This is a genomic window from Halomonas sp. R57-5, from assembly GCF_900070345.1.
Lineage (GTDB): Bacteria > Pseudomonadota > Gammaproteobacteria > Pseudomonadales > Halomonadaceae > Vreelandella > Vreelandella ventosae_B.
On record NZ_LN813019.1, the window covers coordinates 4,966,899 to 4,988,986 of the forward strand.

25 protein-coding genes are annotated in these 22,088 nt (G+C 52.9%); 20 read left to right on the top strand and 5 right to left on the bottom strand.

The annotated features are described in order from the left end of the window. The first annotated feature begins 16 nt into the window (after positions 1-16). The 5 genes from HALO_RS22685 (at position 17) to HALO_RS22705 (ending at position 3,433) form a co-directional block, all read left to right on the top strand. Positions 17-538, top strand: a complete 522-nt coding sequence (locus tag HALO_RS22685; protein WP_035582405.1) for a CsgE family curli-type amyloid fiber assembly protein — start codon at positions 17-19, stop codon at positions 536-538. Beyond that, entirely contained in the window at positions 538-954 is a 417-nt protein-coding gene (locus tag HALO_RS22690; RefSeq protein WP_050714075.1) for a curli assembly protein CsgF, read from the top strand. The genes HALO_RS22685 and HALO_RS22690 overlap by 1 nt, the downstream gene beginning before the upstream one ends. Positions 955-1,003: 49 nt before the next feature. After that, positions 1,004-1,834 (top strand): CsgG/HfaB family protein, encoded by an 831-nt coding sequence (locus HALO_RS22695; RefSeq protein WP_050714076.1) that lies wholly within the window; start codon positions 1,004-1,006, stop codon positions 1,832-1,834. Positions 1,835-2,074: 240 nt separating this feature from the next. Next, positions 2,075-2,614: a hypothetical protein gene (locus HALO_RS22700; RefSeq protein ID WP_152561146.1), complete on the top strand. Its 540-nt coding sequence runs from the start codon at positions 2,075-2,077 to the stop codon at positions 2,612-2,614. 60 nt (positions 2,615-2,674) lie between these two features. Continuing rightward, positions 2,675-3,433 (top strand): hypothetical protein, encoded by a 759-nt coding sequence (locus HALO_RS22705; RefSeq protein ID WP_035582400.1) that lies wholly within the window; start codon positions 2,675-2,677, stop codon positions 3,431-3,433. 65 nt (positions 3,434-3,498) lie between these two features. Here HALO_RS22705 and HALO_RS22710 read toward each other — a convergent pair whose 3' ends face one another. The 5 genes from HALO_RS22710 to HALO_RS22730 form a co-directional block, all read right to left on the bottom strand. Continuing rightward, positions 3,499-3,861, bottom strand: coding sequence for a hypothetical protein (locus HALO_RS22710; protein ID WP_050714077.1), 363 nt, complete (start codon positions 3,859-3,861; stop codon positions 3,499-3,501). A gap of 76 nt (positions 3,862-3,937) precedes the next feature. After that, complete coding sequence (hemL, locus tag HALO_RS22715; RefSeq protein WP_035582399.1) at positions 3,938-5,218, bottom strand: glutamate-1-semialdehyde 2,1-aminomutase; 1,281 nt, start codon at positions 5,216-5,218, stop codon at positions 3,938-3,940. A 36-nt stretch (positions 5,219-5,254) separates the two neighbouring features. Next, positions 5,255-6,064: a bifunctional hydroxymethylpyrimidine kinase/phosphomethylpyrimidine kinase gene (thiD, locus tag HALO_RS22720; protein ID WP_035582397.1), complete on the bottom strand. Its 810-nt coding sequence runs from the start codon at positions 6,062-6,064 to the stop codon at positions 5,255-5,257. Then, complete coding sequence (gene hemJ, locus HALO_RS22725; protein WP_022521043.1) at positions 6,064-6,495, bottom strand: protoporphyrinogen oxidase HemJ; 432 nt, start codon at positions 6,493-6,495, stop codon at positions 6,064-6,066. Before hemJ ends, thiD begins: the two co-directional genes overlap by 1 nt. 9 nt (positions 6,496-6,504) lie before the next feature. Beyond that, on the bottom strand, positions 6,505-8,340 hold the full coding sequence (locus tag HALO_RS22730) for a chloride channel protein (protein ID WP_050714078.1): 1,836 nt from the start codon (positions 8,338-8,340) through the stop codon (positions 6,505-6,507). 156 nt (positions 8,341-8,496) lie between these two features. On the opposite strand from HALO_RS22730, the gene argC reads away from it, so the two are divergent. The 15 genes from argC to atpA all read left to right on the top strand — a co-directional run bounded on the left by argC (position 8,497) and on the right by atpA (position 22,027). Beyond that, a complete protein-coding gene (argC, locus tag HALO_RS22735; RefSeq protein WP_035582393.1) occupies positions 8,497-9,531 on the top strand; it encodes an N-acetyl-gamma-glutamyl-phosphate reductase in 1,035 nt (344 codons plus the stop codon). Positions 9,532-9,830: 299 nt separating this feature from the next. Continuing rightward, complete coding sequence (erpA, locus tag HALO_RS22740) at positions 9,831-10,184, top strand: iron-sulfur cluster insertion protein ErpA (RefSeq protein WP_035582391.1); 354 nt, start codon at positions 9,831-9,833, stop codon at positions 10,182-10,184. Positions 10,185-10,344: 160 nt separating this feature from the next. Continuing rightward, positions 10,345-11,121 carry a transporter substrate-binding domain-containing protein gene (locus HALO_RS22745; RefSeq protein WP_035582390.1) on the top strand — a complete coding sequence of 259 codons (777 nt, stop codon included), beginning with the start codon at positions 10,345-10,347 and terminating at the stop codon, positions 11,119-11,121. A 117-nt stretch (positions 11,122-11,238) separates the two neighbouring features. Then, a complete protein-coding gene (locus tag HALO_RS22750) occupies positions 11,239-11,910 on the top strand; it encodes an amino acid ABC transporter permease (protein ID WP_035582387.1) in 672 nt (223 codons plus the stop codon). Positions 11,911-11,921: 11 nt separating this feature from the next. Continuing rightward, positions 11,922-12,680, top strand: coding sequence for an amino acid ABC transporter ATP-binding protein (locus HALO_RS22755; protein ID WP_035582386.1), 759 nt, complete (start codon positions 11,922-11,924; stop codon positions 12,678-12,680). 619 nt (positions 12,681-13,299) lie between these two features. Beyond that, positions 13,300-15,204: a tRNA uridine-5-carboxymethylaminomethyl(34) synthesis enzyme MnmG gene (mnmG, locus tag HALO_RS22760; RefSeq protein ID WP_035582382.1), complete on the top strand. Its 1,905-nt coding sequence runs from the start codon at positions 13,300-13,302 to the stop codon at positions 15,202-15,204. Further along, positions 15,201-15,857: a 16S rRNA (guanine(527)-N(7))-methyltransferase RsmG gene (gene rsmG, locus HALO_RS22765; protein WP_050714079.1), complete on the top strand. Its 657-nt coding sequence runs from the start codon at positions 15,201-15,203 to the stop codon at positions 15,855-15,857. The genes mnmG and rsmG overlap by 4 nt, the downstream gene beginning before the upstream one ends. A gap of 41 nt (positions 15,858-15,898) precedes the next feature. After that, a complete protein-coding gene (locus HALO_RS22770) occupies positions 15,899-16,666 on the top strand; it encodes a ParA family protein (RefSeq protein WP_035582377.1) in 768 nt (255 codons plus the stop codon). Between the two features lie 15 nt (positions 16,667-16,681). Next, entirely contained in the window at positions 16,682-17,611 is a 930-nt protein-coding gene (locus HALO_RS22775; RefSeq protein WP_035582374.1) for a ParB/RepB/Spo0J family partition protein, read from the top strand. Between the two features lie 203 nt (positions 17,612-17,814). Beyond that, positions 17,815-18,207 (top strand): ATP synthase subunit I, encoded by a 393-nt coding sequence (locus tag HALO_RS22780; RefSeq protein WP_035582373.1) that lies wholly within the window; start codon positions 17,815-17,817, stop codon positions 18,205-18,207. A 32-nt stretch (positions 18,208-18,239) separates the two neighbouring features. Continuing rightward, entirely contained in the window at positions 18,240-19,067 is an 828-nt protein-coding gene (gene atpB, locus HALO_RS22785) for a F0F1 ATP synthase subunit A (RefSeq protein WP_035582371.1), read from the top strand. Between the two features lie 76 nt (positions 19,068-19,143). Further along, positions 19,144-19,371, top strand: a complete 228-nt coding sequence (gene atpE, locus HALO_RS22790; RefSeq protein ID WP_022521051.1) for a F0F1 ATP synthase subunit C — start codon at positions 19,144-19,146, stop codon at positions 19,369-19,371. A 76-nt stretch (positions 19,372-19,447) separates the two neighbouring features. Continuing rightward, positions 19,448-19,918 carry a F0F1 ATP synthase subunit B gene (locus HALO_RS22795; RefSeq protein ID WP_050714080.1) on the top strand — a complete coding sequence of 157 codons (471 nt, stop codon included), beginning with the start codon at positions 19,448-19,450 and terminating at the stop codon, positions 19,916-19,918. A gap of 11 nt (positions 19,919-19,929) precedes the next feature. Next, positions 19,930-20,466, top strand: coding sequence for a F0F1 ATP synthase subunit delta (locus tag HALO_RS22800; RefSeq protein WP_050714081.1), 537 nt, complete (start codon positions 19,930-19,932; stop codon positions 20,464-20,466). Between the two features lie 16 nt (positions 20,467-20,482). Beyond that, positions 20,483-22,027: a F0F1 ATP synthase subunit alpha gene (gene atpA / locus HALO_RS22805; RefSeq protein ID WP_050714082.1), complete on the top strand. Its 1,545-nt coding sequence runs from the start codon at positions 20,483-20,485 to the stop codon at positions 22,025-22,027. The last annotated feature ends 61 nt before the right edge of the window (positions 22,028-22,088 follow it).

Sequence of the window (22,088 nt, forward strand, 5' to 3'; positions counted from 1 at the left end):
CGCAAGGGTAGCTGTCATGCCATCAATACGCCGTTTGACCATCGGCTCTTTAACCATAGCGATGTGGATCATGTCGTCTTTAGTACTGGCCAACGAGCCAGTTCCTTCGGACGAAGCGTTGCCCGCTAACGAACAAGCGGCCATCGACGCGATTAATCAGCTCTCAAGCCCTGATGGGCCTGAAGTGCGCGGCAACGCTAACGGGGGAAGTGAGCTGACTGGCGTCATGGTAGACCGCACGATCACCATGGCCGGTAAAACCTTTTATCGTGCCTTTAGCCAACGGGCGATGGATAACCTGATTATTGGCAATGCCACCATCACCATTAAAGAGCGCCCAGATGCCCGCTGGGGTAGCCAAATATGGGTAATGGAAGGCAATCGTATGTATTTCCGCACACAGCTCTCCCCAAGAATAAATGAAGCCGATAGGGCGGCTGGGGAAGCCGTGCAGACCGTCGAAAGAGCACTGATTGAACGGCAAATATCCGCAGCGGTGTCTTCCGACAAAGACTTGGGAAAAGAGGAGATTTTCTAATGCAACCCATAAACAGAAATGGCTTAGTCGTAATGGGATTGGCCTTGGTGCTATCCGCAACAGTTCAAGCGGGTGATTTGATATACAAGCCACTGAACCCATCGTTTGGGGGTGATCCCTTTGTGGGCAGCTATCTATTAGGCAAAGCTCAAGCGCAGGATACAAATACCGATTCCAGAAATAGCCGAGCAACGCCCACTTCCGCTACCGAAAGATTACTACAAAGTTTAGAGAGTCGGCTCATCTCTCAATTAATAGCGGATGTCAGTTCGGGCGATGTTAGCGAAGGAAGKTTTGATAGTGATGAGTTCGGCGTGGTGGTTAGCGACAATGGCGGACAATTAGTAGTGAGGGTAGTCGATAAGTTAACAGGGGATGTAACCGAAATAAGCGTGGGTGGCCTGTTCAACCCTTAAAACAAAAAAATAACTCACAAAATATTTTTCGTCATCTCAGGGGAACACCATGAAAATTATCGCATCACTTATCGTCGCTAGTTTACTAAGCGGCTGCGCCGGCATGGKCGCTACATCGGAAAATTTAGAAGGTGCAGACGCAACGCTTACCCCCCGTGGAGCTACCTACCAAGATTTAATTTCACTCCCCCCCACAGCTGGGCAAATTTTTGTGTCTGTTTATGACTTTCGCGATCAAACAGGCCAATACCGCCCTGCGCCTGCAAGTACTTTTTCAACCGCTGTCACCCAAGGTGCGGCAGCAATGCTGACCGGTGCGCTGGCGGATTCAGGCTGGTTTATACCGCTTGAGCGTGTCGGTTTACAAAACCTGCTTACCGAAAGACGCATTATACGCGCTGAATTTGAACGCTTTGGCCAGCCCGATACGTTGCCATCGCTGCGTGCTGCCTCGGTGATGCTGGAAGGCGGTATTATCGCCTACGAATCCAACGTGCGCACTGGCGGCGCTGGCGCTGAGTATTTTGGTATTGGTGCTTCAGGGCAGTACCAAGTTGACCAGGTAACGGTCAATTTACGCGCGGTTGAAATATCCACCGGCGAAGTACTGGCTAACGTAACCACAACGAAAACGATCTACTCGAAAGAGATGCGAGCGGGTGTCTATCGTTTTATTGATTTTCGTCGTTTGCTAGAGGCCGAAGTAGGTCTTACCACGAATGAGCCTGTACAGTTGGCGGTCATGTCAGCGATTGAGTCGGCGGTTATTCATCTTATCGCCAGAGGCGTTGAAAACCGACTGTGGAACCTCGCACCAGGTACGAATATTCAAGATACTGTACTTAATGACTACCTAAATTCCCCAACACCCATGCTTTAATATTTCTTATATAAAAAAGTAACAACGGCCACATTAAAAGTGGCCGTTGCATACGTAAGCAATACCTAAAGTGACTAAAAAACTAATTCTCTTATGGCGATTTTAATAGTTATTATTGTTTTAATAATTGTTAAAAAAACAATAGTCATCTCAAAAAAATTCGCTATGGTTAATTTCTAAAAACAAGCCAAACTCAACGCATGAATACAAACTGATACGAAAAGTTTCAAAAGGCAAAATATGAAAACGTTCAGTTACCATAAGCACATGCGAATCTATTTTACTGCGTTAGTGGCCGCTATTTCTTTAACCAACGCTTCCACCTTATTAGCCGCTGGTAATGACTTTACACGTTTGTCTGAAGAAAACGCACGAATAACTCAATATGCAGCAGGTACATACCATAACAATCTATTAAAAAGTAACGTTAGCATTATTAGTCAAAATGGCAATGACAACCAAGCTAATGTTACACAGTCTCGCTCAGCGAGTTATCAAATGGGTAACATCGCCTATATCTATCAAAATGGATATAACAATCAAGCCAGTATTTCTCAAAATAATGGCGCTAACATTGGTTTAGTGAAACAGGTAGGTTCAAATCACGTCGCGAATATAAGTCAAACTGGCGGCCAATTTGAAATTAAAGCGCAAGTAACTCAATTTGGACAAAATAGTGATATTGCTCTTTCTCAATCGGGCAGTGGCCTTCGCAGCATAAGTGTCGAACAACAAAATTATTCGGGCTATGCGCGGCCGGTCACTATCGATACCAACTGAGTCGCATCCAGCTTCTCAGTTAAAACCAAAGCAAGTAGATCGAAACCAAGGGGAAACACCATGAAAACTCAAATTACTACTATCGCTGCCGCCATTGCTCTAGTCAGCGCGTTCTCAGCTTCTGCTGATCCACGAGACTACCAAGACTCAACTACAACGCCTAATGCGAACACTACGACTGAGCCCGTGTTCGATGCGCAATTGGATATTCGCTCTGGATTAAATGGGTTTGACCGTGATCAGACACGTACCTCATTAATCGTTCAAGCTGGTAATGATAACGCAGCTGAAACTACCCAAGGCGGTAGCCAACAATACTCACGTGTTGGACAGGTGGGTGATGATAACACTTCGTCGGTATACCAAACCGGTGCACAGCATGAATCAATTGTTTACCAAATTGGTACTGGCAATGATGCATCTGTCACCCAATTAAGAGGGGAGTTAAATGATTCTTATATTTCTCAAGAAGGCCATAACAATAGCGCTAAAGTGCTGCAAGTAAAGAACTCCAATTTCAGCGACTCTATCATTGAGCAAACTGGTGATGGCAACTCAGCTGATGTTTACCAAGCATTTAGCACCGATGAAACCTGGAGTTTAGTAAGCCAAAACGGATATGACAACGAGGCGAATGTAATCCAGCTCAATGCTGACCTAAGCGCATCTTACATTTATCAAGAAGACGATGGCCATGTGGCTACTGTGGGTCAGTATGGTATGGAGAACGTATCTACTATCCGTCAAAATGCGAGTGCCGCATCAGCAACACATCTGCAATATGGCAACGGCAACTCTGCTATCTCCACTCAGTGGTAACTCACTGAGTACAAGCAAACCGCCCCAACGGGGGCGGTTTTTTATTGCTGAAAGAGAGCAAAAAATTAACGAATCATCAACGTCAGTGTTCCCCCTGCCCCCTGAGTCGATGAACGCGACCGGTTACTGCCTTTTTGAATATCGACTTCCAGCCGCTCATCATCACTTAACAGTTTTACCGTGCCTTCCAGCTCCGTGCCAGTAAAGGTGTACTCAGCAGGTACTGTTCCGCTCTCTTCAACGTGCTCGGTGGTTTCTCCTTCGTGGGTAATCCGCCAGTGGGCGGAAAACTCAGCGCCCGGTGAACCGCTCATAGTGATGTGGATCTGAGTCATGTCCTGCTCCTGAGGCGACTGTGCAGCCAGCGGGAAGCAGGTTAGCAGCCCCGCTGCGCAGATCACGTATCGCCAAGCCGTTGGTCGTGTCATGAGTGTAGCTCTCTAACATAAGAGCCGCTCAAGGTGAGCGGCTCTTGCAGTATAGCGGGCTTTTAGTTACTTGCCGTTACATAACGGCAAAGGCTTTTTCTGCAGCGTCCAGGGTGAACTGAATATCTTCTGGAGTGTGGGCGCTGGACATAAAACCTGCCTCGTAGGCAGAAGGCGCCAAGTAAACGCCATGATCAAGCATCGCACCAAAAAAGCGCCGGAAGGCATCCGGGTTACAGGCGGTGGCTTGAGCAAAGTTATCCACACGGCTTTGCGAAGTAAAGAAGAGCCCAAACATGCCACCTGCCGACTGCGTCATCATCGGCACCCGTGCCGCATTGGCTCGCTCCTGAAGCCCCGTACACAGGGTGTTAACCCGCTGGGTGAGCGCATCGTGGAAGCCTGGTACCTGCAGTTTGGTCAGCAGCGCCACACCCGCCGCCATGGCCAGCGGATTACCCGACAATGTGCCCGCTTGATAAACCGGTCCCAGGGGCGAAATATTTTGCATTATCTCGCGCTTGCCGCCGAAGGCGCCCACGGGCATGCCACCGCCAACTATTTTTCCCAAGCAGGTTAGGTCGGGCACTATGCCGTAGTGGGCCTGGGCACCGCCCAATGCCACGCGAAAACCGGTCATCACTTCGTCAAAAATCAGCACGCTACCGTGCTCGTTACATACCCGGCGCAGGGTTTCCAAAAAGCCCGGCTGAGGCGGAATACAGTTCATATTGCCAGCAACGGGTTCAACGATAATGCAGGCAATTTGATCGCCAATCTCGCTAAAACACGCTTCTACCCCTTCAGGGTCGTTAAACGACAGGGTAATGGTGTGTTCAGCCAGCGAGGCGGGTACACCCGGTGAGCTGGGCTCGCCGTGGGTGAGGGCGCCAGACCCCGCTTTTACCAGCAATGAATCGGAGTGGCCGTGGTAGTTGCCTTCAAATTTAACGATCTTATCCCGGCCGGTGGTACCCCGTGCCAGGCGTATCGCCGACATGGTGGCTTCGGTGCCAGAACTGGTCATGCGCACCATATCCATGGAGGGGATCATCTCGCAGATCAAATCCGCCATGGTGGTTTCGACAGCGGTAGGGGTACCAAAAGACAAGCCGTTATCTAATCGCGCACGCACGGCTGCCAGTACGTCCTGATCAGCATGCCCGGTGATCATTGGCCCCCAGGAGCCGACATAATCCACGTAACGATTGCCTTCCACGTCAAACAGAAAGGCACCCTGGGCGCGCTCCATAAAGACCGGCGGACGGTGTAACCCTTTAAACGCTCGGACAGGTGAGTTCACCCCGCCCGGTATATGGCGACTGGCAAGATCAAACAGTTCAGCTGATGTAGTCATGGCATCCTCTCGGTCAATGGCATACAGAAGATAGGATTAAAAACGGACAGCCCGTGATAAACGATGCGGCAAACACTGTCCACTGGGCGGTTGAAAGCCGTGAGACAAACTTTGCCAAGTAAAGTGCTGCGCCTGCTCACAAGCAGTTGGTAAGCGCTCACCAACTGCAAGACGTGCAGTAAGCGCCGATGCCAGCGTGCAGCCAGAACCATGAAAGCGTTCAGGCAAACGTGGCCACTGCCACTGGCGAGTGGTATCGGGCGAGTGCAGGGTGTGCACTACCTGCTGATCGTTACCGGGCAGCGGCTCATCTGTAGCGGTTACCAGGATTGCTTGGCACCCCTGTGACATCAGTACCACCGCGCGCGCGGTATCATCAAAAGGAGTAATGATATCGGGGGTAAGTTGGGCCAACTCAGCGCGATTGGGGGTTAAGATATCCACAAGCGGTAGCAAGCGATCAATAAACAATTGACGCAAAGCGGGTGTGGATAACTCAGTTCCGCCACCGGCCTTAAAGACCGGATCGGCCACCACGGGAATACCTGGAAAACGGCGAATGATTTGCTCCGCAGCGCGCAGAGTATCTTCGTCAGCGAGTAGACCAATCTTAATCGCCGCGATCTGCATCTCGCTAATTGCCTCGGCCATTTGGCGCATCGCGGTCGGCTCAGCAGGAATCACGCGGGTCACATTATGACAATTCTGTACCGTCAGCGCAGTGGGAATTGTTACCGCCCAACCACCACAGGCCGCAATGGCTTCACTGTCGGCAATTAACCCTGCGCCACCAGTCGGGTCATGCCCGGCAAGTACCAACACCACGGGAGGAAGCGGTTGGCGCATCAAAAGGGCTTCACAACGGCAAGCAGAATAATTGCCACCAGCGCAATCACCGGCGCTTCGTTAAACCAGCGGAAAAACACATGGCCTTTGGTACAGCGATCCTGGGCAAACTGCTTCAAATAGATCAAACAAACGTGATGATAGGCGATCAGCAACACCACTAACGCCAGCTTGGCGTGCATCCAACCCTGGCTAAACCATTCGGGCACCAGATAGAGCATCCAGCCACCAAAAATAAGCACCGCTATCATCGACGGCGTCATGATGCCACGGTAAAGCTTACGCTCCATGGTTTTGAAATAGCTAATGGCCTGTTCGTCGCCGTTATCCCGCGCAGTGGCGTGATACACATACAGCCTTGGTAAATAGAACAACGCGGCAAACCAGGTCACTACGGCCATTAAGTGAATAGCCTTCACCCATAGATACATTGTCGCTCCTTAATGTGATGAATCCTTCTCACGTGCATCATTCTCTTGCAGATCATTGTCAGGAAGGTCGGCGCTACGGGGATCTGTGTAATGATAATAACGCTCAATGGCGCCACGGGTGATAATACCTGAAATACGCCGCTGCTTCGGGCGATAACCGTGCACAACGTAGAGCGCTCCCAGGGCGCCATCCTGAAGTTTTAGAAACGCTTCGGAAAGCGTCGCCTGTAAACCAATCGGCGCCAGCTCCAAACGCTGCCCAGGGATTTCCAGTAGGTCAATCAGCTCATCCGCAGGCGGCTCTTCTCCCTCTAGCGCCTCATCGTGTTCCAGCAGCCAGCGCGCCAACTCAGCAGCTTTGAGCCCCAGCACCGGTTTTTGTTCGCTCGAGCGTTCAATCACCAGCCAGACAGGGTTAGTTTCGAGTAGCTGCCGGGCCTTTTCAGGGGTAATCATTCGCTCAGTACGCACCAGTTGCCGCTCCATCACCGCCGGCACCGAAACCCGTGAGAGTGCCTGCATCAACGGTTGTTGAAGCGGATGCAGCCCGTAGCGTACCGTGCTGATAAAAAACCCTTCACAGCCGGTCAATTGACGCGAGGTCAAACACGCCACCACCACCGCCAACATTCCAGGCAGCATGATACTCGGCGTGTGGGTTAACTCCAAAAGCGCCATTAGCGCAGCCAGAGGCGCTTGTAGCACCGCCCCCATCATCGCGGCCATACCTAGCATTGCGTATATACCTGGGTCGGCGGCTTTAGCTGGCCAAAGCCACCCCCCCAGCAAACCAAACAGCGCGCCCGTGGCAGCCCCCACTACCAGTACCGGGCCAATAATACCGATGGGAACGCCCCCGGCAACGGTCAACGCGGTAATCAGCAGTTTGGCAATCATCAGCGCCAGCAGTACTTTAATTTCCAACTGATTATTGAGTGCCGCCGCCACGCTGTCATAGCCGATGCCTTGAATCTGAGGGAACCACCAGGCCACCGCGCCCGTTGCCACGCCCACTAATCCAAGCCGCACCCAAAGCGGCCACTGAATAATCCGCTGACTGCGTGAAATATGGATAAACAGACCGGCGAGTAAGCCAATTACCAGCCCTGTGACCACAATCCAGGGCAAGTTAACAAGCGAGCCAAGCGCTATCTCAGGAATGCGGAAGGCAGGTTCATTACCGTAGGCCAACTGCGCCACCAGCGCCCCCATGGTCGAGGCCAAGATGACAGGCATAAAGCTCATCAAGGTGTACTCCATCATCACCACTTCCATGGCGAAGATCACCCCCGCAATAGGCGTATTAAAGGAGGCAGAAATGCCCGCTGCGGTACCGCACGCCACGAGAACTCTCAGGCTATTATTAGGTAACCGCATTTGCTGGCCGAGTCCGCTGGACGCCGCTGCTCCCAAGTGAATCGCCGGACCTTCACGACCCGCGGAGAGACCACCTAGCACCACGAGCACCCCAACCCACCACTGATTTAGCCAGTTGCGTAACGGAAAACGGCCTTGATGGTAGGTCAGCCGCTCAATGACATGGCCAACCCCCAGCTTGCGCGCTGCCGGTTTTTGCCGGTAAAGCAGTACACCCACTAACGTAACCGCCAATATGGGTAGCAGCGCGCGCAGCCAAGGCGCCATACTTTCAAACGCCTCGGGGTCACCATTCGTCATATAGAGGGCGGCGCCCGCTTCCAGCAGTAGTCGAAACGCCACCATCACAGCACCGGTAATAATCCCCGAGACAAGGCCCAGCAAACAAAGTTGCGGCAAGGCGTCGACGTTGGCCAACTGGCGACGAAAACTCTCTAAGGWAAAATCCGATCGGGAAAAACGCGCCACAGCGACCTTCCTGGTTATCAGTTCTAGTGTTCTTATCTCTACACTCCCTTGTGTATCATAGACCGCTAAGCTTCGACAGCGCGCAGCAATCCGCTTAGGCTGTAATAACTGAAGCTAATGTGAAAACCGTTCTGCGGAACCCGCAAGGAGTGATTTGTGATTAAGGTCGGCATTGTTGGCGGTACCGGTTACACCGGCGTTGAATTACTGCGGCTACTCGCCCAACACCCCCACGTCAACGTCGCCATGATTACCTCGCGCTCGGAAACGGGCGTCAAAGTGTGCGATATGTACCCCAACCTACGCGGCCATTACGACACCCTGGCGTTTAGCGAGCCGGATGCAAAACAGCTAGGCGCCATGGACGCGGTATTTTTTGCCACCCCCCACGGCGTTGCCCACGCTCTGGCGGGGGAGCTACTCGAAAATGGCACTCGGGTGATTGATCTATCGGCCGACTTCCGGCTACGCGATGCCGACGAGTGGAGCCGCTGGTACGGTCAGGCCCATGGCGCCCCGGAATTGTTGCAAGAGGCGGTCTACGGGCTGCCGGAAATGCACCGGGAGAAAATCAAAAACGCACGTTTAATTGCGGTTCCCGGTTGCTACCCCACCAGCGTTCAGTTGGGCTACCTGCCGCTTCTGGAAGCGGGTTTGATCGACCCAAGCCAACTCATTGCTGACTGTAAATCCGGCGTTACCGGCGCAGGCCGCGGCGCTAAAGTGGGTTCACTGCTTGCCGAAGCCAGCGAGTCGATGAAGGCCTACGGCGCCTCGGGCCACCGCCACCTGCCGGAAATTAGCCAGGGGCTTAGGGATATCCAGCAATCTGCGGTTGGTTTAACCTTTGTGCCCCACTTAACGCCGATGATTCGCGGTATTCACTCCACCCTTTACGGCCAGCTAACTGCTGACCCCGGTGATCTGCAGGCACTCTTTGAGCAGCGCTATGCCAACGAACCCTTTGTCGATGTAATGCCTGCGGGAAGCCACCCTGAAACGCGCAGTGTCAAAGGCATCAACACCTGCCGCTTGGCAGTGCACCGACCTAACAATGGCAACACGGTTGTCGTGCTATCGGTGATTGATAACCTAGTCAAAGGCGCTTCCGGCCAGGCGATTCAAAACCTCAACCTGATGTTCGGTTTTGACGAGAACACCGGCCTAACTGCACCGGCCCTGATGCCTTAGGAGGATGTGCTTAAGCCAATCACATGGTGCGAGGACAGGTTGAAGCGAGGGTCTTTTTCCAGGGCCGGAATAATGTTCCCGGCATTTCCGCCATCCATGGCGGTCAGATGTCGAAAGTAGCGCCCATGGACGGGTTCACAGCGCCCTCGCGCAAACCTGTCCTCGCCACCGAGGGGATCGGTAGTTAACCTAGACATTCCTAACTAATTCCCAGCAATAGTTGACCAATTTGCTGGGAATTACCCATAATCACCCCCCAATGCCGATTTATTCGTTCTTTAAGCTCGCGGGAGGTACCCATGAGCGGTGCAGAAGCCTTTATTCCTACCCCACTACTGCTCTCTGATAGCGCACGTAAACGTATTAATGCGCTGATTGCAGAAGAAAATAATCCATCCCTTAAATTACGGGTCTACGTGACCGGTGGTGGCTGTTCAGGTTTTCAGTACGGTTTCGACTTTGCTGATAACGTCGCCGACGACGACACCGTGATTGAGTTCGGCAACGCTGCCTTAGTGGTGGATCCGCTCTCTTACCAATATTTAGTAGGTTCCACCGTCGACTACGAAGAGGGCCTGGCGGGCGCGCGTTTTCGCGTGCAAAACCCCAATGCCACCACCACCTGCGGCTGCGGCGCCTCCTTTATGGTCTAAACAGCGTTGGCCCGCAGCGCTCCCCGTGACTTGACGCCCTGACGGTTTCTCGCCAAGGTTAATAGGTCAACAACGGCTTAAATAACGGTTTATAAAGAGCATCAAACGGTAAAAACCGCTTTGTAACCCGCCATTAGCCACATAAAGCACGGGGAAACTTATGAAAGTAGTACTACCACTCAGCCTTACTAAAACCACGCTGGCTCTCGCACTGGGATTGGGCAGCGCCACTGCCGCCATGGCACAGACGCCATCGGTGAACGTGGCCACTGACCCAAGCTTTGTGCCGTTTGAAATGATGGATCAGGAGACCGGCGAAATGGTCGGCTTCGATATGGATATCATTAACGAAGTCGCCGAACGCGCAGGTTTTGAAGTCAACCTCACCACCATGGAGTTCTCCGGCATTATTCCCGCCGTGCAAACCGGCAGCCAAGAGATTGCCATCGCCGGTACCACCATTACCGAAGAGCGTGCCGAAATTGTCGATTTTTCTGACCCCTACTACGATTCAGGTCTGCGCATTATTGTCCGCGCCGATAATGACAGCGTCGAAACACTAGAAGATCTTCAAGACCTCGCCGTCGGCACCAAAATTGGTTCCACCAGCTATGACTACCTACAGCAAGAACTCGGCGAAGATGCAGAAATTACCCCCTTCCCGGGCACTGCTGATATGTACATGGCGCTGTTAGGCCGCAACGTCGACGCCGTGCTCTACGACGCACCCAACGTTTCCTATTTCTCGCAAACCCGCGGTGAAGGCCGTACTAAGGTTGTCGGGCCCCTGTATGAAGGCCAGCAGTATGGCATCGTGTTCCATAAGGGCAGTGAGTGGGTAGAACCCACCAACGAAGCACTGGCTGCGATGAAGGAAGACGGCACTTACGATGAGATCTACACCAAGTGGTTTGGTGAAGCGCCTAGCGAAGAGTGAGTGTAAACACTCAATAATAGCGTAACGCCGTTACAGGGCCGGGTGGCCACAACCCCCGGCCCTGCTGCGTTTCTTATCTACTTTTTGTCAGCTGTTTGCTGTTTCAGGAGTCTACGCGTGGACGTCAATTTTCAGTTTGATTGGTCGGCGGCGTTTGGGTCTATCCCTTACCTGCTGCCGGGTATTCCCTGGACGCTACTTATTTCGTTTGGCGGCTTGGCTATCGGTTTTTTTATCGGCATATTCTTTGGTCTGTTACGCATTAGCCGTCTGCGTTGGCTACGCTGGCCAGCCATCGTTTACGTTGAGGTGTTTCGCGGCACACCTATTCTGGTGCAAGTGCTGTTTATCTTTTACGGCTTACCGCAGCTCTTAGGTAGCCCAATTAACGCTCTGGTTGCCGGTATTGCCGCCATTGCGGTCAACTCCGGCGCCTACATCTCAGAAATCGTCCGCGGCGGCGTACAGTCCATTGAACGCGGCCAAGGTGAAGCTTCCCTCTCCCTGGGGCTCTCGCGCACCCAGGCGTTTCGCTACGTTATCTGGCCCCAGGCGTTTCGGCGCATGATTCCACCTCTCGGCAACCAGGGTATTATCAGTATCAAAGACACCTCCTTATTCTCAGTGATTGGCGTCGGCGAACTGGTGCGCCAGGGGCAAATCTATATCGCCACCACCTTCACGGCTCTTGAGGTCTACTTTATGGTCGCGCTGATGTATCTAGCGATCACCTGGACCCTATCCATCATCCTACGCCAGCTTGAGATCAGAGGTTTGGCCGGACAATAAGGACACGCGCAATGAACAACACAACGCAACCAATTGTGCGTATGCAGCAGCTCAATAAACACTTTGGCAGCCTGCACGTGCTCAACAGTATTGACCTCGAAATAGTGCCCGGTGAAGTGGTGGTGATTATAGGTGCCAGTGGCTCAGGAAAATCGACGCTGATTCGCTGTATTAACGGCTTGGAAGAGTTCCAATCGGGTAGCTTGGTGGTCGACAGCAACGAGCTTCTGCCCCATGGCAAGAGCCCCCAAGCGCTGCAAACTATCCGCACCGAAGTCGGCATGGTATTTCAGCAGTTCAATCTTTTTCCCCATCTCAGCGTCATCGATAACGTCACCCTGGCGCCGATGAAAGTGCGCGGTTTAAGCCGTGACGACGCGGTCAGCAATGCCAAACGTTTGCTTGACCGGGTGGGWATCGCCGACCAGGCCGATAAGTACCCCAGCCAGCTCTCAGGCGGCCAGCAGCAGCGTGTGGCGCTCGCTCGTGCCTTGGCCATGGAACCCCGGCTGATGCTATTTGACGAGCCCACATCGGCGCTTGACCCGGAAATGATCGGTGAAGTGCTCGATGCCATGCGTGAACTGGCCAAAGAGGGCATGACCATGGTGATTGTGACCCATGAAATGGGCTTTGCCCGTGAGGTTGCCGACCGGGTGATTTTTATCCATAAAGGCGAGATTACCGAGCAGGGACACCCGGAAAAACTGTTTGATTCACCGCAGCATGAACGTACTCAATCCTTCCTTGCGAGGGTGCTTAAACACTAGATGTGATCACTCAATTCCCTCGCGTAGACCTGCGCTTGGCACCTAAATAACTCGTTCGCTAATGCGAAATAGCGCTTTTTTTACCGGCCTGTCGMCACGACAGGCCATTTTTTTGCCTGTGGATAAACTTTTTTTTACATTGATCGTTTTTATCTCCGCAAGGCCTACCATGGGCATCTTTCAGCGTTAGCTCCACACCCAACGGTGGTTGTTCACAGCTGCGGTAACAACCCAGGTACTGGCCGGTGGATAAGCCGTGGCCAATTACATCGGTGGATAAGGCGCTATTTCATCCACAGGCTTAACACCCTTTCTGCCCAGGCACTCCCGCCTTCAAGCATGTAGAAGTCAACAATATAAGCTGATGAAATAATTAATGATTAATCGCTTATGCACAGAAATTGTCCACACTAGTAGTTACAACATTTACAGAACTTCTCTTATTTTATATTTATGTTGTTATTAATAGAGGCTGTTTGGCGATTTGGGGTGTGGAAAAACCTGACGGTTACCCACAGGGGGTTTATACTTGCCGCCTCATTGATCTAAGGTGGCTGCGTCTAGAATCGACTGCACTGGCCACATCATCCGTGCCAATAGGCACAAGACGAGGTGTCTCTTGAATTACCCCGACCGCTTTGACGTGATTGTCATCGGCGGTGGCCATGCGGGAACTGAAGCCGCATTGGCCTCTGCTCGCATGGGCTGTCAGACCCTGCTGCTCACCCACAACATCGAAACCCTGGGCCAAATGTCGTGTAATCCCGCCATTGGCGGCATCGGCAAAAGTCACTTGGTCAAGGAAATTGATGCACTGGGCGGCGCCATGGGGCTTGCCACGGACTTGGGTGGTATCCAGTTTCGCGTGCTCAATGCCAGCAAAGGGCCTGCGGTTCGGGCCACCCGTGCCCAGGCTGATCGCATCCGCTATAAATCAGCGATCCGCGGAATGCTGGAAAACCAGCCCAACTTGACGATTTTCCAGCAAGCCGCTGGCGATCTGATTGTGGATAACGACACCGTCCGCGGAGTCGTCACTGAAACCGGTATCCGTTTTCATGCCGAAAGCGTCGTGCTGTGTACAGGAACGTTTTTGGGTGGCGTAATCCACATTGGTTTGGATCAAAGCAAGGGCGGCCGCGCCGGTGATCCGCCTTCCAATGCGCTGGCCGAACGGCTACGCGCACTGCCATTTCGCGTTGATCGTCTGAAAACCGGCACTCCACCGCGGATTGATGCCAAAACAGTGGATTTTTCTCAGCTGGAAGAGCAACCCGGTGACAGCCCGACGCCAGTGATGTCTTACCTGGGGTCACGGGAAATGCACCCGCAGCAGGTGAGCTGCCACATTGCCCACACCAATCAGCAGACTCACGATCTGATTCTGGCCAATCTTGATCGCTCGCCGATGTACTCTGGCGTGATCGAAGGTATTGGGCCGCGTTACTGCCCATCGATCGAAGACAAGGTTCATCGCTTTGCTGATAAATCCAGCCATCAGGTGTTTATCGAACCCGAAGGCTTGGATACCCACGAGCTGTATCCCAACGGTATTTCGACCTCGCTGCCGTTTGACGTACAGATTCAGGTGGTGCGTTCGATCAAAGGCCTGGAAAACGCCCATATCACAAGGCCTGGCTACGCCATTGAGTATGATTTTTTTGATCCACGGGACTTAAAACACTCGTTGGAAACCAAATTTATCCACAACCTGTTTTTTGCCGGTCAAATTAACGGCACTACCGGCTACGAAGAAGCCGGTGCTCAAGGTTTGCTAGCAGGCTTGAATGCCGCTCGCCGYGCCCAGGAGCTGGACGCCTGGTATCCCCGCCGCGATGAAGCCTATCTCGGTGTACTAGTCGACGACCTGATTACCATGGGTACCAAAGAGCCTTACCGCATGTTTACTTCCCGTGCGGAGTACCGCTTGCTGCTACGGGAAGACAACGCCGATTTGCGCTTGACCGAAACCGGTCGTGAACTGGGTCTGGTTAACGACACCCGCTGGGCCGCGTTTAGTCAAAAACGCGAAGCCATTGAGCAAGAAACCGCAAGGCTGAGCACACTTTGGATTCAGCCGGGCAGCCCGGCGGCTAAACAAGTAGCCGAAAAAACCGGTGCTCCGCTGTCGCGAGAATATTGCCTGAGTGATCTACTTAAACGGCCCGAGCTGAACTATAGCGATTTAGCTAATCTGCCTGGTATCGAGGGTACTCTGGTTACCGATCCCGCGGTGGCTGAGCAGGTGCAAATTCAGGCCAAGTACCAAGGCTATATTGACCGCCAGCAACATGAGATTGACAAGCTCAAACGCCACGAAGCCACGCCACTGCCAGCGGAGTTGGATTATTTAAAAGTGGAAGGTCTGTCTAACGAAATTCGCCAAAAGCTGGCTGAAGCGCGGCCAGAAACGCTTGCCCATGCGGCGCGAATTTCAGGCGTCACCCCGGCGGCCGTCTCTATTTTGCTGGTGCATCTGAAAAAGCGCCGGTTGGTAGCCGCAGCAGAGGTGGTTAACGGATGAGTTCGTTGAACCCACTGTTGAAAACGTTACCTGCAAGCGTTGCGCCGCGGCTCGATCAAGGGCTTAGCCAGCTATCCATCGTCGTTGACGAACATCAACGCGAACAGCTGCTAGGCTTATTGGCACTATTGCACAAGTGGAACCGGGCTTATAACCTCACAGCGGTACGCGAGGTGGATGACATGGTGTCGCGCCACCTGTTGGATAGCGCCGCTGTGTTGCCCTATGTCCAGGGACCGCGGCTACTGGATGTAGGCGCGGGCCCCGGGCTTCCTGGCATCGTTTTAGCGATATTAGCCCCCCAGCTTGATGTGACACTGCTGGATAGCAATGGCAAAAAGGTGCGCTTTCAGCGCCAGGCGGTAATGGAGCTAGGGCTAGAAAACGTAACTCCCGTACAGGCGCGGGTGGAACAGTTTGAAGCCGCCGCTTTTGATCAGGTGATTTCCCGAGCATTTGCCAGCTTGGTCGATTTTGTCACCTTGACCCGCMAGCTACCCAGCGCCGMCGGCCAGTGGTTAGCCATGAAAGGCCCGGGGGCGGATGATGAACTGCGCGACCTGCCCGCCGGTATACGTTTACACCAGCGTCATTTGTTGGAAGTCCCCTTTGAAGCAGCCCAGCGGCAGCTGCTGATCTTGAATGTTGATTGAAAGCTGAACGTTGATTCTGACCCCCAGAAGGAGTTGAGTAAGTGAGCCAGATCATTGCCCTGACCAACCAAAAAGGCGGCGTGGGCAAGACCACCTCGGCCGTTAACCTGGCGGCCAGTCTCGCTGCGCTCGACCGTCGCGTACTGCTGGTGGATCTTGACCCCCAAGGCCATGCCAGCATGGGCAGCGGCATCGATAAATACGAGCTCGATAAAAGCGTGCTTGACGTTCTGCTGGGTGAAGCAACGGCCGCTGAAGCAATTGTCAAAAAGCTGGCGGTCAAATACGACGTACTGCCGGGTAACGGTGATCTCACCGCCGCCGAAGTCGAGCTGCTGGATCGCGATAAAAGCGAGAGCTGCTTAACCACCGCGCTTGCTTCGGTTTCGGATGCGTATGACGTAGTGCTGATCGACTGTCCGCCCTCTTTGAACATGCTGACGGTCAATGCGTTAACCGCTTCCGATAGCGTGCTGATCCCTCTACAGTGTGAGTTTTACGCGCTAGAAGGGTTATCGGCACTGCTCGATACGGTTGAGCAGATTAAGCAAAATGTGAATCCTGATCTGGCAATTGCGGGCATTTTGCGCACCATGTACGACAAGCGCACCAGCTTAACCCGGGAAGTAGACAAACAGCTGCGTGACTATTTTGGCGACATGCTGTTAAAAACGACCATTCCGCGCAACGTAAAAGTCGCCGAAGCGCCGAGCCACGGATTACCCGTGACTCAATATGCCCGGTTCTCCCGGGGTAGCCAGGCCTATCGTGTGTTGGCGAAAGAGATGATTCGTCGCCTAGCGTTATAAAATGAGGAAAAGCGAATGACGCGTAAACCCGCGCTGGGACGTGGCCTGGATGCCCTGATTGGTGCCGGTGCCCGTCGCCGTGACAGCTTAGAACTTGCCGGTAGCGGCACGCCTTTGGAGCTTACTGACGCAGCGCGTAGTGCCGCGGCCGATGAAGTGACCGAGGATCGCCTTGAACGCCTGCCGTTAGGGCAACTCACTCGAGGTAAATATCAGCCGCGCCGGGATATTCAACCCGAAGCATTAGAGGAGTTGGCGGACTCCATTCGCGCCCAGGGCGTGATGCAGCCCATCGTTGTGCGCCCCATTGGCGTAGATCGCTACGAAATCATTGCTGGTGAGCGCCGCTGGCGGGCCGCTCAGCTTGCTGAGCTGGACGTCATTCCGGCAGTGATCCGCGAAGTCAGCGATGAAGTCGCCTTGGCACTGGCGTTAATCGAAAATATTCAGCGTGAAAACCTCAACGCTATCGAAGAAGCCATGGCGCTCAAGCGGCTGGGCGACGAGTTTGAGCTTACCCAGCAGCAGATTGCCGACGCGGTGGGTAAATCGCGCACCCAGGTGGCTAATCTATTGCGCCTGCTAGCGCTGGACCCTGAAGTACAAACCCTGCTTGAACGGGGCGACCTGGATATGGGCCATGCGCGAGCGCTGTTAACGCTGAACAGTAGCCAACAGCGCCAAGTCGCCCATGAAGTAGTTAACAACGATATGACCGTGCGCGCCACCGAAGCGCTGGTAAAAAAAGTCCAAACCAGCCAAGCGCCGACCAAAATGCCTAGCCGTCAAAGCAAACAGCCTGATGTGGCAAAGTTGGAAACCCATCTTGGCGAGTTGCTCGGTGCACCTGTCTCCATTGATCATGGACAAAAAGGCAAAGGTAAATTAACAATACGTTATACCAGCCTTGAAGAATTGGATGGCATCTTAAATCATATTAAATAGCAGGCTATTCAATATCGCGTAAGAAGTGGACACGTTTTCCCCCTTTGGTCGCAAATCAGCCCTTAAGCGGGCAAAATCGGTGCGACTTCGGTTGAAGGTGTGATAGCGCTTCCCTATAATCGCGCAAGATTTGTGCAAGTAGACTTGGTTTGTCGAATTATTCGTTTATGAGCTAACGGTTTTCATTAGCGAGGCTGGGCGGTATGCAGCGATACGAAACCCAGCGGCGAAAAGCCTATATTGTTCGGCTCACGATCGCGCAGCTGATAATTACGTTAATGGGCATGCTGGTAGCCTATTTGGTCGCAGATATGGAAGGCATAACATCGGTTTTTAAAGGAGCGTTAATAGCTTTATTAGCGAATGCTTTTTTTATCAAACGAATGGGTGTTTTGCGCGCTAGTAGTCCTTCAAAGGTCGCGATGCGTCTATTTCGCGCCGAAGCAGGCAAGTTTGGTTTGACGGTGGCACTGTTTGTGGCAGTGTTCGTGGCAGCGCCCCCCTCAAACCCTGCTTTCTTTTTTTATGCTTATGTTGCGGTTGTTCTAACGCATTGGCTTACGCCTTGGTTAATGCCAAAAAACGCTAATGCCTAGAAAATTGCACAACTTATTGAGGTGACACATCCATGGCCGCAGGAAACGAAGTCTCAACGACTTACTATATCCAGCACCACTTGCAGAACCTGACCTTTGGCAACCACCCTGAAAATGGCTGGTCGCTGGCGCACTCTGCGGAAGAAGCAAGTGAAATGGGCTTCTGGGCTATTCACTTGGACACCATGGGTTGGTCCATCGCTATGGGGCTGCTGTTTATCTGGGTTTTCCGCAAAGCAGGCAAAATGGCCACTACTGGTGTGCCGTCGGGACTGCAAAATGCGGTTGAAATGGTGTTTGAATTTATCGAAAACATGATTCAAGGAACATTTAAAGGGCATAACCCGATCATTGCCCCTTTGGCCTTAACGCTGTTCGTGTGGATTCTGTTCATGAACACGCTCAAAATTATTCCGGTCGACTATTTCCCTGTGCTGTTTAGTAAGTTGGGCGTGGACTATATGAAAATTGTCCCCACCACCGATGTCAACGCCACGCTAGGTTTGGCGTTAGGGGTGTTCGGACTGATTCTCTACTACAGCTTTAAGGTTAAAGGCGTGGGTGGTTTCGCCAAGGAGCTGTCACTGACTCCGTTTAATCACTGGGCATTGATTCCCTTCAACCTTGTGTTGGAAATCGTCGCGCTGTTGGTTAAACCGTTTAGTTTGGCGATGCGTCTGTTCGGCAACATGTTTGCCGGCGAAGTGATCTTTATCTTGATCGCCATGCTGCCGTTCTGGGCTATCTGGGTACTGGATGTGCCGTGGGCCATTTTCCATATTTTGATCGTCGTACTCCAAGCTTTCATCTTTACAGTGCTGTCCGTGGTGTATCTAAGCGCTGCACACGAGCATCACTAATCCGAGCAATGCTTGAAACACATTAACCCTTAACCTCAACCCTCGACCTTTAACTTGAAAAACTAGGAGCATTACCATGGAACTTATCTACATTGCCGCTTCCATCATGATCGGTCTCGGCGCGCTAGGTACCGGCATTGGCTTCGCCATTTTGGGTGGCAAACTGTTGGAATCTACAGCGCGTCAGCCAGAGCTGGGTGACCAACTGCAAACCAAAACCTTCCTAATGGCAGGTCTGTTGGATGCTGTTCCGATGATCGGTGTTGGTATCGCAATGTACCTGATCTTCGTTGTTGCCGGTTAATGACAGCTGAGCCGAGCGTTAAACGCTCGGTTTTGTTTCACTCCGGTCGCCACGAACTTGTCAGAGGTACATTCCTGTGAATATCAACATGACGCTAATCGGGCAGACGATCGCCTTCGCGATCTTTGTCTGGTTTTGCACAAAGKATGTGTGGCCTCCGATCAGCAACGCGCTTCACGAGCGTCAAAAGAAAATTGCTGATGGCTTAGACGCAGCCAGCCGTGCGAACCGCGATCTTGAGCTTGCTCAGGAACGTGCAGAGCAGATGCTGCGTGAAAGCAAGGAGCAAGCTTCGCAAATTCTTGAGCAGGCCAATAAGCGCTCTGCCCAAATAGTTGAAGAAGCCCGCGAACAGGCCCGAGCTGAAGGCGAACGCCTAGTTGCCAGCGCACGTTCAGAGATTGAGCAAGAAGTGAATCGTGCAAAAGACGAACTTCGTGCCCAGGTCTCTTATCTCGCCGTTATGGGTGCCGAGCGTGTTCTTGAAGCGTCGGTCGACGAACAAGCCCATCGCAAGTTACTCGATGAGCTGGCTGCTGAACTGTAAGGAGGTGAATCATGGCGGAATTACTGACCGTCGCTCGTCCTTACGCTAAGGCAGCGTTTGAATACGCGCGTGATCATGAGGCGCTTGACAGTTGGTCACAAGCGCTGAGTTTTTTAAGTGTTGCGGTAGCAGACGACAACGTCCGCCATCGGTTAAACAGTCCAAAATTAGCCAGCGAGCAAAAAGTGTCGCTGCTTGTCGAGCTGATTCCAGAGCAACAGGATGAAGCTTTACAGCGGTTTTTGACTGTGCTGGCGGVCCAAGGTCGTTTAATGGCGCTGACATCAATCGCTGACCAGTTTGAGCACTTACGTGCCGAACACGAGCAGCGCGTTGATGTAGCAGTAACGTCTGCTTATAAGCTGACAGCTGCGCAGAAGACCAAGCTAGCGAATGCGCTTAAGAAACGTCTGAATCGCGAAATCTCCATTACTACTCAGGTGGATAAGTCGCTTATTGGCGGTGTCATCCTACGTGCTGGGGATACCGTTATTGACGGATCCGTACGTGGTCGATTGAACCGTCTATCCGAAGCACTAACCGCTTGAGTCTGAGGGACATGGCATGCAGCAACTGAATCCTTCCGAGATCAGCGACATCATCAAGCAGCGAATAGAGAAGCTTGACGTCGCATCCGAAGCCCATAATCAGGGCACCATTGTGACCGTTTCCGACGGTATCGTGAAAATTCACGGCCTCGAAGACGCGATGTTTGGTGAAATGATTGAATTTCCCAACAGCATTTTTGGAATGGTACTCAACCTGGAGCGTGACTCCGTGGGTGCCGTAGTGCTGGGTGACTACCTGCAGCTCGAAGAGGGCATGACCGCCAAGTGTACCGGTCGTATTCTCGAAGTGCCGGTAGGCCCAGAGCTGATTGGTCGCGTTGTCGATGCGCTGGGTAACCCTATCGACGGCAAAGGCGAGATTAACGCTAAAATGACCGACGCCGTTGAGAAAGTGGCGCCGGGCGTTATTACCCGTCAATCCGTTGATGAGCCGATCCAAACAGGTCTGAAGTCGATCGACGCCATGGTGCCGATTGGCCGTGGTCAGCGTGAGCKGATTATCGGTGACCGTCAGATCGGTAAGTCCGCCATTGCCATCGATGCGATCATCAACCAAAAAGGCAAGGGCGKGACCTGTGTCTACGTGGCGATTGGCCAGAAGCAGTCGACCATTGCCAACGTGGTGCGCAAGCTCGAAGAGCATGGCGCCATGGAGCACACTATCATCGTCGCTGCTGGCGCTGCCGACCCGGCACCGATGCAGTTCCTAGCAGCGTACTCTGGCTGCACCATGGGCGAATACTTCCGCGACCGCGGCGAGAATGCGCTGATTGTGTACGACGATCTTTCCAAGCAGGCCGTTGCTTACCGTCAGGTATCGCTACTGCTGCGTCGTCCGCCCGGTCGKGAAGCTTACCCCGGTGACGTTTTCTACCTCCACTCGCGTCTACTTGAGCGTGCTGCGCGGGTTAACGTCGACTACGTTGAGAAGTTCACCAACGGCGAAGTGAAAGGCAAAACCGGTTCCTTGACCGCGCTGCCGATCATCGAAACCCAGGGTGGCGACGTCTCCGCGTTTGTACCGACCAACGTGATCTCAATCACCGACGGTCAGATCTTCCTGGAAACCAACCTGTTTAACTCCGGTATTCGTCCGGCGATTAACGCAGGTCTGTCGGTTTCTCGTGTGGGTGGTTCGGCGCAAACCAAAATCATCAAAAAGCTCGGCGGTAGTGTACGTCTAGCGCTGGCTCAGTACCGTGAACTGGCGGCCTTCTCGCAGTTTGCTTCTGATCTTGATGAAGCCACGCGTAAGCAGCTTGAGCACGGTCAACGTGTCACCGAGTTGATGAAACAGAACCAGTACTCGCCAATGTCGGTTGCTGAAATGGCGCTGTCGCTGTATGCCGCCAACGAAGGCTACCTGGACGACGTCGACGTGAACAAGGTGCTGGACTTCGAGCGTGCGTTGCACGACTACATGAAGTCTGAGCACGGTGATCTACTCGACAAGATCAACCAGAGCGGCGACTACAACGGTGAGATTCAAGACAGCTTGAAGTCGGGTCTCGAGAAGTTCAAGGCGACTCAGAGCTGGTAATGTCTGGCCCGCCTACGGGCGGGTTTGCATGCTTTCTGAGAGCCACGAACGAAGGGTAGAT